13 protein-coding genes are annotated in these 11,615 nt (G+C 60.8%); 8 read left to right on the forward strand and 5 right to left on the reverse strand.

What is annotated here, in order from left to right; translation table 11 throughout:
• Nucleotides 1-63: 63 nt before the first annotated feature.
• The 3 genes from BMW49_RS19005 to ahpF all read left to right on the forward strand — a co-directional run bounded on the left by BMW49_RS19005 (nt 64) and on the right by ahpF (nt 3,409).
• Nucleotides 64-1,026, forward strand: a complete 963-nt coding sequence (locus BMW49_RS19005) for an NAD(P)H-quinone oxidoreductase (RefSeq protein WP_069518621.1) — start codon at nt 64-66, stop codon at nt 1,024-1,026.
• A 136-nt stretch (nt 1,027-1,162) separates the two neighbouring features.
• Complete coding sequence (gene ahpC, locus BMW49_RS19010; protein WP_069518618.1) at nt 1,163-1,726, forward strand: alkyl hydroperoxide reductase subunit C; 564 nt, start codon at nt 1,163-1,165, stop codon at nt 1,724-1,726.
• 126 nt (nt 1,727-1,852) lie between these two features.
• Nucleotides 1,853-3,409 carry an alkyl hydroperoxide reductase subunit F gene (gene ahpF / locus BMW49_RS19015; RefSeq protein WP_069518617.1) on the forward strand — a complete coding sequence of 519 codons (1,557 nt, stop codon included), beginning with the start codon at nt 1,853-1,855 and terminating at the stop codon, nt 3,407-3,409.
• Nucleotides 3,410-3,685: 276 nt separating this feature from the next.
• On the opposite strand, the gene BMW49_RS19020 is transcribed toward ahpF, so the two are convergent.
• Together BMW49_RS19020 and BMW49_RS19025 are read right to left on the reverse strand one after the other, a co-directional pair.
• A complete protein-coding gene (locus BMW49_RS19020) occupies nt 3,686-4,267 on the reverse strand; it encodes a TetR/AcrR family transcriptional regulator (protein ID WP_069518615.1) in 582 nt (193 codons plus the stop codon).
• A gap of 39 nt (nt 4,268-4,306) precedes the next feature.
• The gene (locus BMW49_RS19025; RefSeq protein ID WP_069518613.1) at nt 4,307-4,879 is read right to left on the reverse strand and encodes a PaaI family thioesterase; all 573 of its coding nucleotides are present in this window, start codon (nt 4,877-4,879) and stop codon (nt 4,307-4,309) included.
• Nucleotides 4,880-4,996: 117 nt separating this feature from the next.
• On the opposite strand from BMW49_RS19025, the gene BMW49_RS19030 reads away from it, so the two are divergent.
• From BMW49_RS19030 to BMW49_RS19050, 5 genes are all read left to right on the forward strand, one after another.
• Nucleotides 4,997-6,229, forward strand: a complete 1,233-nt coding sequence (locus BMW49_RS19030) for an MFS transporter (RefSeq protein ID WP_069518611.1) — start codon at nt 4,997-4,999, stop codon at nt 6,227-6,229.
• Nucleotides 6,216-7,616, forward strand: a complete 1,401-nt coding sequence (gene lpdA, locus BMW49_RS19035) for a dihydrolipoyl dehydrogenase (RefSeq protein WP_069518609.1) — start codon at nt 6,216-6,218, stop codon at nt 7,614-7,616. The genes BMW49_RS19030 and lpdA overlap by 14 nt, the downstream gene beginning before the upstream one ends.
• A gap of 257 nt (nt 7,617-7,873) precedes the next feature.
• A complete protein-coding gene (gene betT / locus BMW49_RS19040) occupies nt 7,874-9,943 on the forward strand; it encodes a choline BCCT transporter BetT (RefSeq protein WP_069518607.1) in 2,070 nt (689 codons plus the stop codon).
• 138 nt (nt 9,944-10,081) lie between these two features.
• Nucleotides 10,082-10,303, forward strand: a complete 222-nt coding sequence (locus tag BMW49_RS19045) for a zinc-ribbon domain-containing protein (RefSeq protein WP_069518604.1) — start codon at nt 10,082-10,084, stop codon at nt 10,301-10,303.
• A 206-nt stretch (nt 10,304-10,509) separates the two neighbouring features.
• Nucleotides 10,510-10,698: a YgaP family membrane protein gene (locus BMW49_RS19050; RefSeq protein ID WP_069518602.1), complete on the forward strand. Its 189-nt coding sequence runs from the start codon at nt 10,510-10,512 to the stop codon at nt 10,696-10,698.
• A 98-nt stretch (nt 10,699-10,796) separates the two neighbouring features.
• Here the strand turns inward: BMW49_RS19050 and BMW49_RS19055 are convergent, their stop codons facing one another.
• The 3 genes from BMW49_RS19055 to cydX form a co-directional block, all read right to left on the reverse strand.
• A complete protein-coding gene (locus BMW49_RS19055; RefSeq protein WP_069518600.1) occupies nt 10,797-11,072 on the reverse strand; it encodes a metal-sensing transcriptional repressor in 276 nt (91 codons plus the stop codon).
• Between the two features lie 94 nt (nt 11,073-11,166).
• A complete protein-coding gene (locus BMW49_RS19060; protein ID WP_371850867.1) occupies nt 11,167-11,460 on the reverse strand; it encodes a cyd operon YbgE family protein in 294 nt (97 codons plus the stop codon).
• A complete protein-coding gene (cydX, locus tag BMW49_RS19065; RefSeq protein ID WP_069518660.1) occupies nt 11,453-11,569 on the reverse strand; it encodes a cytochrome bd-I oxidase subunit CydX in 117 nt (38 codons plus the stop codon). The genes BMW49_RS19060 and cydX overlap by 8 nt, the downstream gene beginning before the upstream one ends.
• Between the last annotated feature and the right edge of the window lie 46 nt (nt 11,570-11,615).

Raw genomic sequence — 11,615 nt, forward strand, 5'->3', positions numbered from 1 at the left:
ATCGGCGCAATGCAAAAGCCCGGCGCTAGCGCCGGGCCCGTTTAAATGCACTATGGAGGCAGCGTGAAGGCATTGCAAGGCGTGGAAGGACGGCTGGAGTGGCTGCAGCAGCCTACTCTGGCGTGTGACGTGGGCGAGATTCGTATCAAGGTAGCCGCCGCAGGCTTGAATCGCGCGGACTTACTGCAGCGCGCAGGCTTGTATCCACCGCCACCCGGCGCCAGTGAGACGCTGGGCCTGGAGTGTGCGGGTGTGGTCAGCGAAGTGGGTGCCGGTTGCGACTGGCAGGTAGGCGACCGGGTCTGCGCCCTGCTGGCGGGCGGTGGTATGGCTGACGAAGTGGTGGTTGATGGCCGCCATGCGCTGCCGGTGCCCGACGGCATGTCGTTGCAGGAGGCTGCTGCGCTGCCGGAGGTGTATGCCACGGCCTGGTTGAACCTGTTCCAGCTGGCAGCGCTCAAACCCGGTGAGAAAGTCTTGCTGCATGCCGGCGCCAGCGGTGTGGGCTCGGCTGCCATTCAGTTGTGCAAGGCGTTCGGTAACCCCTGCTGGGTGAGTGTGGGCTCGGCTGAGCGTTTGGCGCATTGCGAGGCCCTTGGTGCTCAGGGCGGGGTTTTGCGTAGCGAGGATTTGCAGGCGCTGCGTGATTTCGGCCCGTTCGATGTCATTCTCGATCCGGTGGGCGGGCAGTACGTCGGGTTGAACCTGGAGCTGCTGGCACGCGATGGACGCTGGGTGAATATCGGCCTGATGGGCGGTCGCACGGCGGAGCTTGATCTGGCGTTGGTGCTGGGCAAGCGTATACAACTCATAGGCTCGACCCTGCGCAACCGCGACGAGCTGTTCAAGGCTGAGCTGCTGCAGGCGCTGCGCCAGCATGTCTGGCCGCTGTTTACTGAAGGGCGGCTGAGCGCGCAGTTGCAAGGCAGCTTCGCCGCCAAGGATGCCGAGCAGGCTTTTGAAGTGCTGGCGAGCAACCAGGTCAATGGCAAGCTGGTGCTGGTGATTGACCCAAGCCTGGTGTGAATTGGTTGGCAGCAACCGCTCTAGGTCGGCTATCGATTGGCTGAGTCAATCGATACCATGGCGCTAATCAATAAGCTTTTTTCCGCTGAGCGGCTAGAATGGCCACTCAAATTTTCCACCCTCGAAGGAGTTAGAGATGTCTCTCATCAATACCGAAGTTCAGCCGTTCAAGGTCAACGCATTCCACAACGGCAAGTTCATCGAGGTTACCGAGCAGTCCCTGAAGGGCAAATGGTCGGTTCTGATTTTCATGCCAGCTGCCTTCACCTTCAACTGCCCGACTGAAATCGAAGACGCGGCGAACAACTACGCCGAGTTCCAGAAAGCCGGTACCGAAGTCTACATCGTCACCACCGACACTCATTTCTCGCACAAGGTATGGCACGAAACTTCGCCTGCCGTTGGCAAGGCTCAGTTCCCGCTGATCGGTGACCCGACTCACCAGCTGACTAACGCTTTCGGTGTGCACATTGCCGAAGAAGGCCTGGCGCTGCGCGGCACTTTCCTGATCAACCCGGAAGGCGTGATCAAGACCGTCGAGATCCACTCCAACGAGATCGCCCGTGACGTCACCGAAACCCTGCGCAAGCTGAAAGCTGCTCAGTACACCGCTGCCCACCCAGGCGAAGTGTGCCCGGCCAAGTGGAAAGAAGGTGAGAAGACCCTGGCTCCGTCCCTGGACCTGGTTGGCAAGATCTAAATACGGCCGGGAAGTTCGCTTCCCAAAGGTCAACCCTGCGGATGTAATCCATCTGCAGGGCTCAGCGCCCGGGCGTAACCCGTCCGGGCGTTTTATTGCCCGAATTTCGTCATTGAGGACACGTATATGTTGGACGACACTCTTAAAACCCAGTTGAAGGCCTACCTCGAGAAGGTTACCCAGCCGTTCGAGATCGTCGCGTCCCTCGATGACAGCGACAAATCTCAGGAGCTCAAAGGCCTGCTCGACGATATCGTCAGCCTGACCGACAAGATCACTCTGAGCACCGATGGCAACGATGCCCGCACGCCATCCTTCGCCCTCAATCGCCCTGGCGCGAATATCAGCCTGCGTTTTGCCGGCCTGCCCATGGGCCACGAGTTCACCTCGCTGGTGCTGGCGCTGCTGCAGGTTGGCGGCCATCCGTCGAAAACTGCCGTTGAGGTGATCGAGCAGGTCAAGGGTATCGAAGGTGAGTTCAACTTTGAGACTTACTTCTCCCTGAGCTGCCAGAACTGCCCGGACGTGGTCCAGGCGCTGAACCTGATGGCTGTGCTCAACCCGAACATCCGCCACGTCGCCATCGACGGTGCGCTGTTCCAGGATGAAGTCGAGTCGCGCCAGATCATGTCGGTGCCGAGCATTTACCTGAACGGCGAACTGTTCGGTCAGGGCCGTATGGATGTCGAGCAGATCCTCGCCAAGATCGACACCGGCGCGTCGGCGCGTGATGCCGAGAAACTCAGTGCCAAAGCCGCGTTTGATGTACTGGTCATCGGTGGTGGCCCGGCGGGCGCTTCGGCGGCCATTTACGCTGCACGTAAAGGCATTCGCACCGGCGTTGCCGCCGAGCGTTTTGGCGGCCAGGTGCTCGACACCATGGCCATCGAGAACTTCATTTCCATTCAGGAAACCGAAGGGCCGAAGCTGGCACGCGAACTGGAAGAGCACGTGCGTCAGTACGATGTCGACATCATGAACCTGCAGCGTGCCAGCGCCCTGGTGCCTGCCAAGGAAGCCGGCGGCCTGCATGAAGTGAAGTTCGAGAATGGCGCCTCGCTCAAGGCCAAGACGCTGATCCTCTCCACCGGTGCCCGCTGGCGCGAAATGAACGTGCCGGGTGAGCAGCAATACCGCGGCAAAGGCGTGGCCTACTGCCCGCACTGCGATGGCCCGCTGTTCAAGGGCAAGCGTGTGGCGGTGATCGGCGGTGGCAACTCCGGCGTGGAAGCGGCTATCGACCTGGCGGGTGTGGTCGCCCATGTCACCCTGCTGGAATACGACAGCCAACTGCGCGCCGATGCCGTGCTGCAGAAGAAGCTCTACAGCTTGCCCAATGTCGATGTGATCACCAGTGCCCTGACCAGCGAAGTGACCGGGGACGGTCAGAAGGTTAACGGCCTGGTCTACAAAGACCGCAACTCGAGCGAGTTCAACACCATCGCGCTGGAAGGCATCTTCGTACAGATTGGCCTGCTGCCCAACAGCGACTGGCTCAAGGGTACGGTGGAGCTGAGCTCGCGCGGCGAGATCATCGTCGATGCCCGTGGCGAAACCTCGCTGCCGGGGATCTTCGCCGCTGGTGACGTGACCACGGTGCCGTACAAGCAGATCGTGATTGCGGTCGGCGAGGGCGCCAAGGCCTCGCTCAGCGCCTTCGATCACCTGATCCGCCACAACTGACGGGCAGGCCCGTCTGGGCCTTGCTGCTACTGAATAAGGCGGTCTCTGCAAAGAGACCGCCTTTTTTATTGGCTATGTCCTGGTTTTGTGTTGCGTTCAGGTTCTGGGACCTAAAGGTAGAACCGTAGGGTGCGCCGTGTGCGCAGCGGCGCAGGCTGCAGTCTCCTGGTGCGCGCGGCCTGGGCGGTCCCGCGCACCCTACTCTGCGACTCGTGCCGCTCGTCCCCATGCAGTATTCAACCGAGACATAGCCTTTATTCCTCTGGGCCGAGGTCGCTAGCCCAGGTGCGTTGGCAACTCTTCAGCGTGCTGCTTTATCAGCAGGCGCCGGGTCGTTTTCAGCAGACGGTCGGACAGTTCTGGGTCGCTGACACTGCGCGAGAGCAGCAGGGCGCCAACCATGGCGCTGAGCACCAGCACGCTCTGTTCGTCTGCGTGGTCACCGTTCAGGCCTGCCTCTATGGCGGCCAGACGGTTGCGTACCATCTCATCGGTGATCGGGCTGGGCTCGCCACGCTGGCCAAGTTCGGCGGACATGGTCGGCAGTGGGCAGCCTTCACCGGGGTTGGCCCTGTGGGCCGAAGACAGGTAACGGCTAATCAGGGTGGCGAGGGGCTTTTCTCCTTCGGCCGCTTCCTGGGGCGGCGCACTGAGTTGTTCGACGCTATGGCGTAAGGCGGTTTCCACCAGTTCATCTTTCGACTTGAAATGGGCGTAGAAGCCGCCATGGGTCAGCCCCAGGGTCTTCATCAGCGGCTGCAGACCGGTGGCGCCGACGCCATCGCGACGGAACAGCCGTGCGGCTTCTTCGATGATGCGTTGGTGAGTCTGGGCTTTGTGGTCTTCTGAATAGCGCATGGAGTACCTGGCCACTGGTTTTAAATGTTGGCTGTCATCTTACTCGCTTCGCCCTGCTGTTTCAGTGCCGGATAGCCCTGGCATGGCGAGGATCAGGCAGGTGGTGGAGCCCACGGCATACAAGCGGTCATCCACGTCATAGATGCGTCCCTCAGCCAGGGCAGTGGAGCGCCCGATATGGACGATGCGGCCCTCGGCACGAACCGGTCCGACCTTGCTGGTCAAGGCGCGTACATAGCTGATGCGCAGGTCAGACGTGGTGTAGCCCTGGCCCCGCTGCAACTGGGTGTGAATAGCGCAGCCCATGCAGGAGTCGAGCAGAGTAGCCGCATAGCCGCCGTGCACACTACCCAACGGGTTGTAGTGGCGTGCATCGGGCGTGCCCTGGAAGATGAAGCGGCCGGATGACCATTCCAGAGGAATGAAATCCAGCAGATGGCCAAAGGGAGGCGAGGGCAGTTCACCGCGGCCGATGCCGTCAAAGAACTCCTGCGGCAACAGTTCGCTGACCTGCGCCAGGCTCATGCTGCCGGGCTGACCAAGGCTGGCGCGCATGCTGTGTTCGGCGGCGAGCCAGGTGGCAATTTTTTCTTCGCGTGATGGGTTGCTCATGGATCAGGCCTCGTTGGTGGTTTCTTTAAATTATAGGCATAATTTAATTTTTATATTATGGTTGAAATATTATCGCTTGGCGAGCCATGCCAACCCGTGATCACAGGACTCACGCCCATGCATCCCTATCCCTTGCCGTCGCGCAGTCTGCTGCTGATTCTGGTGGCCCTGACCGCCCTTGGAGAGATTTCCACGCAACTGATCATCCCCAGCCTGGGGGCTATCGAGCTGATCATGACGGCCCGCCCTGGCAGCAGCCTGTTGGCGCTATCAGCCTTTGTTGCTGCTTTTGGTCTGGGGCAGTTGTTGCTCGGCCCGCTGTCGGATCGCATCGGTCGTCGCCCTGTATTGATCGCCGGGTTGCTGGTCTATCTGCTCGCTACCTTGTGGATGCTACTGGCCAGCAGCATGGGCGAGTTTATTGCCGCCCGCGTACTGCAGGGGGTTGGGGCGTGCGCCGCGCTGGTGCTGGCCCGGGCGATCGTGCGCGATGTGTGGCAGGCGCAGGCCGGGCCAGCCTTGGCACTGACGGTGATCGGCATGCTCTGCGCCATCGCGCTGTCACCGATTCTGGGCGGTGTGCTGACCCTGTATGGCGGCTGGCGTGCACCGATTGCCCTGGCATTGGTGATCGGTATTGCCTGTGTGTGTGCGGTGCTGGGGCTGTACCGGGAAAGCAATCGGCAGCTCGACCCGCAAGCCGGACAGCTCAGCCACTTGGCCAGTAATTATGCCGATCTGCTGCGCGCGGCCTCATTCCGTGCTTTGGCCCTCGCGCTGGCGTGCACTTACGGCGCGATGTTTGCGGTGATTGCCGGCTCGTCAGCTGTGTATATCGGCTTGCTCGGGCTGAGCCCGGCGCAATACGGCATCACCTTCGCGGCGATTGTTTCGGCGTTGATCGCCGGTGCGCTGTTTACCCAGCGGCGCATTCTGCAGCTGGGCCCCGAGAAAATCGTCGGGATCGGTGCTGTATTGGTGGCCACTGGCGCCCTGGCCACGCTGGTGATCTACCTGCTGTTCGGCTTGTCACTGCTCGGCTTGTCAGTGCCACAAGTGCTGGTGACCTTGGGCGGCGGCATGCTGCTGCCGGCAGCGGTCGCTGGCGCGGTGATGCCCAACGCCCACCGCGCGGGCCTGGCAGCAGGTTTTATGGGCTTCGCACAAATGGCCGGCGCCACCTGCAGCGGCGTCCTGTTGAGCCTGCTGGCGGATGGTTCGGCCTGGCCTATGGTGGTGTTGAACAGCTTGTTTGCCGTCGCCGCGTACGGCGCCTTCCAACTGCTACGCCCACGGTCTCGCTTGGTTAAACCGCTGCAGCAGGGGAGTCACTCACATGAGCAACTATGACGTACTGATCATCGGCGGCGGGCCCGGCGGCTACAACGCGGCCATCCGTGCCGGGCAACTGGGCCTGAAAGTCGCCTGCATCGAAGGCAGCGATACCCTGGGCGGTACCTGCCTGAATGTCGGCTGCATGCCGTCCAAGGCGTTGCTGCATGCCTCGGAACTCTACGAGGCGGCCACGGGCGGTGAGTTCGTCACCTTGGGCATCGAGGTCAAGCCGACGCTCAACCTGGCGCAGATGATGAAGCAGAAGGATGAGAGCGTAACGGCCCTGACCAAGGGCATCGAGTTTCTGTTTCGCAAGAACAAGGTCGAGTGGATCAAGGGCTGGGGCCGTTTGAATGGGCCGGGCAAGGTGTCGGTGAGCCTCGCTGATGGCAGTGTGCGTGAGTTGCAGGCCAAGGACATCGTGATCGCCACGGGTTCGCAGCCGACGCCCTTGCCAGGGGTCACGATCGATAATCAACGCATCCTTGACTCCACCGGCGCGCTTTCACTACCCGAGGTGCCCAAGCATCTGGTGGTGATTGGTGCCGGGGTAATAGGCCTGGAGCTGGGCTCGGTGTGGCGGCGCCTGGGCAGCAACGTCACGGTGGTGGAATACCTCGACCGTATCTGCCCAGGGCTGGATGACGAAACCGCAAAAACCCTGCAGCGCACCCTGAGCAAGCAGGGCATGGGCTTCAAGTTGGCGACCAAGGTCAGCGCTGCCAACGTGGCGGACGCGGGGGTAACGCTCGACGTGCAGCCCGCTGCTGGCGGCGCTGTCGAGCAGTTGGAGGCGGACTATGTGCTGGTCGCCATTGGTCGCAGGCCCTATACCGCCGGCTTGGGGCTGGAAAGCGTCGGCCTGGTCACCGACAAGCGCGGCATGCTGGACAATCAGCAACTGCGCAGCAGTGTGCCGGGCATCTGGATTATCGGCGACGTCACCTCCGGGCCGATGCTCGCGCACAAGGCCGAAGAAGAAGCCATCGTGTGTATCGAGCGGATTGCCGGGCATGCGGCCGAGGTCAACTACGGCACTATTCCGGGCGTCATCTACACCAAGCCGGAAGTCGCCACCGTCGGCAAGACCGAAGAACAACTGAAAGCCGAAGGGCGCGCCTACAAGGTTGGCAAGTTTCCCTTTAGTGCCAATAGCCGAGCGAAGATCAACCACGAGGGCGAAGGCTTCGTCAAAGTGCTGGCTGACGAGCGCACCGATCAGATTCTCGGCGTACACATCATTGGCCCCAGCGCTGGCGAGCTGATTGGCGAGTACTGCGTCGCCATGGAGTTCAGCGCATCGTCTGAGGACATCGCGCTGATCTGCCATCCCCATCCGACCCGCTCGGAAGCGCTGCGTCAGGCGGCGATGAGCGTTCAGGGGCGGGCGATGCAGGCGTGATTGCAGCGGTGCCCACCTATTTATTGAGCGGTAATTTTCTATCAGGAGAAGGCTTTCGATAGTTTATTTGTGACCTGAGCAGAGGGCGCTGCGTCGCTGATGTCTTACAGGGTGTTCAATAAAATGAACCTTTGTGGCCTTTGGCCACTCAGACCCTGCTGGCAGTTCCCGGGAGGGGCGCTGCCGGATTTCAGGGGCTCGCCCGGCCTGTAGCGGGTGCGAGCCTGCCGTGAAGATACGCTCAGGAGAACTTGCTTATGAATGAGGCCGCGCACTTGAACAGTGATGCAGAGCCTTCCACGGATCGGATCAATCCGGTCGTTTTCTACAGCTCCGCGATTGGTATTGTCGCGTTTGCTGTGTGGACCATGTTCTTTACCGCGTCAGCGCAGAACGTCATTAATGTGGCCCTGGGCTGGATTTCCGATACGTTCGGCTGGTTCTACTTTCTCGCTGTACTGCTGTACCTGGTCTTTGTAGTGGTCATTGCCACCAGCCGCTACGGCAAGATCCGCCTAGGGCCTGATCACTCCAAACCCGAATTCCATGTGCTGACCTGGGCGGCGATGCTGTTTTCTGCCGGCATCGGTATCGACTTGCTGTTCTTCTGCATTGCCGAGCCCTTGACCCAGTATCTGGCGCCCCCGGTGGGCGAGGGCAGCACGCCGCAGGCCGCGCGCCATGCGATGGAGCTGACGTTCCTGCACTGGGGCCTGTCCGGCTGGGGTGTGTATACCCTGGTGGGCATGTCGCTGGCGTACTTCAGCTTTCGCCAGGGCTTGCCGCTGACGATCCGCTCCTCGCTCTATCCGATCTTCGGCAAGCGCATCAACGGACCGATTGGCCACACCGTCGACACCGCCGCAGTGCTGGGCACGGTGTTCGGTATCGCCACCAGCCTGGGCATCGGCATCATCCAGCTGAACTACGGGCTCAACCATATTTTTGGCGTGCCCGAGGGTGTGCTGACGCAGTCCATTCTGGTGGTGGCGATTGTCGCGTTCTCGGCCATTTCCGCGGCCACGGGCGTGGAGCGCGGCATTCGCCGGCTGTCCGAGTTCAACATGCTGTTGGCCGTCGTGCTGCTGCTGTTCGTGCTATTCGCCGGCAAGACCACTTTCCTGCTTAATGCGTTGGTGATGAACATTGGCGACTACCTGGCGAACTTCATCAGCCTGTCGCTGAACACCTACGCCCACGAGCAACCGACCGAGTGGCTGAACGCCTGGACCCTGTTCTTCTGGGCATGGTGGATTGCCTGGGGGCCGTTCGTGGGGCTGTTCCTGGCGCGGATTTCCCGTGGCCGGACCATCCGTGAATTTGTTCTGGGTACGCTGCTGCTGCCGCTGGCGTTCATGATGGCTTGGATGTCGATCATGGGTAACAGCGCGCTGGACATGGTCATGCAGGGCGCGACCGAGTTCGGCCAGCAGGCCGTGGATAATCCAGGCTCGTCGATCTACCTGTTCCTCGAGGCTTTCCCGCTGTCCTGGCTGACCACCGCTGTCGTCACGGTCTTGGCGATTGTGTTCTTTGTTACCTCGGGCGACTCCGGTTCGCTGGTGCTGTCCAACTTCACCTCCAAGCTGCGTGATGTGAACAGCGATGCGCCGATCTGGATGCGCATTCTGTGGGCGGCGATCATCGGTGTATTGACCCTGGCCCTGCTGATTGCCGGTGGCCTGAGTGCCCTGCAAGGCACGGTGGTGATCATGGGGTTGCCGTTCTCCATCGTGCTGCTGTTTATGATGGCGGGTCTGTACAAGGCCCTCAGCCTGGAAGGCATGATGGCCGACAGTTACCAGAAGAGCCTGTCCGGTCATTTGTCCGGGCGCGCCACCCTGGAGCAGACTTCGATGAATTGGCGCCAGCGCCTGACGCGGGCCATGAGCTTCCCCAGCCATAGCCAGGCGCGTCGCTACCTGACTGATATCGGCAAGCCGGCCATGGAGGAGATCCAGCAGGCGCTCACTGCCCGAGGTGTCGTGGTGGAGATTGTCGAGGGTGAGGGCGAGCAGGAGCACCTGGCGCTGAACGTCCAGCTGGGTAGCGAGCAGGACTTCACTTACCAGATCTGGCCGGTGCGCAGCTCCATGCCGTCGTTTGCGGTGCGCACGCAGCGCAATAGCGCGCACTACTACCGGCTTGAGGTGCACCTGCGCCAGGGCAGCCTGGGCTATGACCTGATGGGGTATAGCAAGCGCCAGTTGATCGAAGACATTCTCGATCATTACGAGCACCACATGCACTTCCTGCATATCCAGCGTGAGCAGGCAGTAATTGCCGGTGACCCTGGCGAGACGGGTGGTGCGGCTAACCCTGTATAGGGTTTAGCGTCGCCACGAGCGCCGCCTGCCGTTCCCCCGGCAGGCGGCGTTTTTGTATCTGCGCATCGCGCCGGGCAGCCTGGATGCGGCGCTACAGGTAAGATAGGCGCCTGCAACAATTCCTTATCTGGAGACACCATGAAACCTCAATGCAAGGTCTGCGGCGCTGCCGTGCCCGCCGACGCCACCCAATGCCCGGCCTGCGGTGCCGAGCAGCCGAAGAAGACCAAACTCCTGCCGCTGGCGGCCTTTATGCTGATTGTCATTCTGGTGCTGCAGGCCTATATGAAAGATGACGCACAAGAGGCCAGCGAGCCTGCTCCAACTGCGCCCAGTAGCGAGCAACAGAGCGGGAGTTGAGTGAGGCCTGTGTGTTCAGGTGATTGCCTATACGGCCCTGCAGCCTCGGCTTATGGACACGGGACCGGGTTTGCACGATTGCTTGTAAGGGGCTTTTTGCCAATAAAATACATTTAAATATAATGTTTTTTATTTAGTTGATCCTGGTCAGTACACGCGTTTTCGATATGCAAGATCCTCAGTGCTCAACCCTTGAGGACATCAGCATGAAAGCGAATATCGGTACCCTTGATCGCACGCTGCGCATTGCCGTGGGCCTGTGCCTGATTGTATTGAGCCTGTTGGGCGTGATCGGCATGTGGGGCTGGGTCGGACTGGTGCCTTTGGCCACCGGTGCCTTGCGCTTTTGCCCGGTTTACCCGCTGCTGGGCATCAACACCTGTAAACGTTCTTAACGGAACCATCAGACCGGCTGGGTAATCGGGCGCAGCCTCGTGTGTCCGATACCCGACCCGCAGGATCAAGCACGCGACCTCAGTCTGGCCGGCTGCGTTCAGGTGTACTTGGTAAAGATGGCCCGCACTTGTGCCAGCTTGTTTTCGTTGCTTTGCTCAGGGTCGAGCACGGCCTCTTCGACAAGGCAGATCAGCATGGCCTGATAGGCTTTATCCAGCGCCTTGCGCGCTGCGCTGAACTGCTGGGCGATGGGCTCGCACTCATCGCCTCGCCTGATCATGGCTTGAATCCCGCGCACCTGGCCTTCTATCCGCGCCAGGCGTTTGAGCAGTGCATCGCGTTGTTGTGCCCGTGCTTGATCCGTGATTTCCATGTCTGAGCGTCCCGTATTGTCAGGTCAGTTGAGGGCCTCCGTTCGCGCAGCCTATCTTATCCAGGGGGACGCCGCGCGTTGCTAGCAGCCGGTATTACAGCGTTTGCGCGCGCCAGAGAATGGCGTAGCCCAGGCCCATCAGCAGCCACCCTGAAACAGGATGGAAGAGGATTTTCCATACCTTGCTGATGGGATCGAAGCCCACGCCGTGAATAAAGCCACTGGAGATCCCCAGCATGGTCAACATGATCAGGCGATGGTTGTAGTGGCCGTCGGCGGTCAGCATGGCCGCCGGGTGGATCAGGAAAATCAGCGTCAGCGGTGTTGCCAGCAGCAGTGAGACAGCGCGGCTGTAACCGCGCTGCAGCCATCCCCGTGATTCAGTCACCACCGTCCACCTTCTCGTCCAGGTTCTGCGTTGTTTCCAGCCAGAGCGCGTTGATGATGCCGAAACTGCAGGCCAGCAATACGCCCAGAATCCAGGTGAAGTACCACATGTCGTGCTCCTTGTTTGTCAGGGGAGGGCGGCGCGGCTTGTCGAGG

The organism is Pseudomonas cuatrocienegasensis (assembly GCF_900110925.1).
In the GTDB taxonomy this organism is placed as follows: Bacteria; Pseudomonadota; Gammaproteobacteria; order Pseudomonadales; family Pseudomonadaceae; genus Aquipseudomonas; species Aquipseudomonas cuatrocienegasensis.

Coding starts and splice junctions, on each gene's coding strand:
- ahpC (WP_069518618.1), top strand. CDS start 1,163: ATGTCTCTCATCAATACCGAAGTTCAGCCGTTCAAGGTCAACGCATTC.
- ahpF (WP_069518617.1), top strand. CDS start 1,853: ATGTTGGACGACACTCTTAAAACCCAGTTGAAGGCCTACCTCGAGAAG.
- BMW49_RS19020 (WP_069518615.1), bottom strand. CDS start 4,267: ATGCGCTATTCAGAAGACCACAAAGCCCAGACTCACCAACGCATCATC.
- BMW49_RS19025 (WP_069518613.1), bottom strand. CDS start 4,879: ATGAGCAACCCATCACGCGAAGAAAAAATTGCCACCTGGCTCGCCGCC.
- BMW49_RS19030 (WP_069518611.1), top strand. CDS start 4,997: ATGCATCCCTATCCCTTGCCGTCGCGCAGTCTGCTGCTGATTCTGGTG.
- lpdA (WP_069518609.1), top strand. CDS start 6,216: ATGAGCAACTATGACGTACTGATCATCGGCGGCGGGCCCGGCGGCTAC.
- betT (WP_069518607.1), top strand. CDS start 7,874: ATGAATGAGGCCGCGCACTTGAACAGTGATGCAGAGCCTTCCACGGAT.
- BMW49_RS19045 (WP_069518604.1), top strand. CDS start 10,082: ATGAAACCTCAATGCAAGGTCTGCGGCGCTGCCGTGCCCGCCGACGCC.
- BMW49_RS19050 (WP_069518602.1), top strand. CDS start 10,510: ATGAAAGCGAATATCGGTACCCTTGATCGCACGCTGCGCATTGCCGTG.
- BMW49_RS19055 (WP_069518600.1), bottom strand. CDS start 11,072: ATGGAAATCACGGATCAAGCACGGGCACAACAACGCGATGCACTGCTC.
- cydX (WP_069518660.1), bottom strand. CDS start 11,569: ATGTGGTACTTCACCTGGATTCTGGGCGTATTGCTGGCCTGCAGTTTC.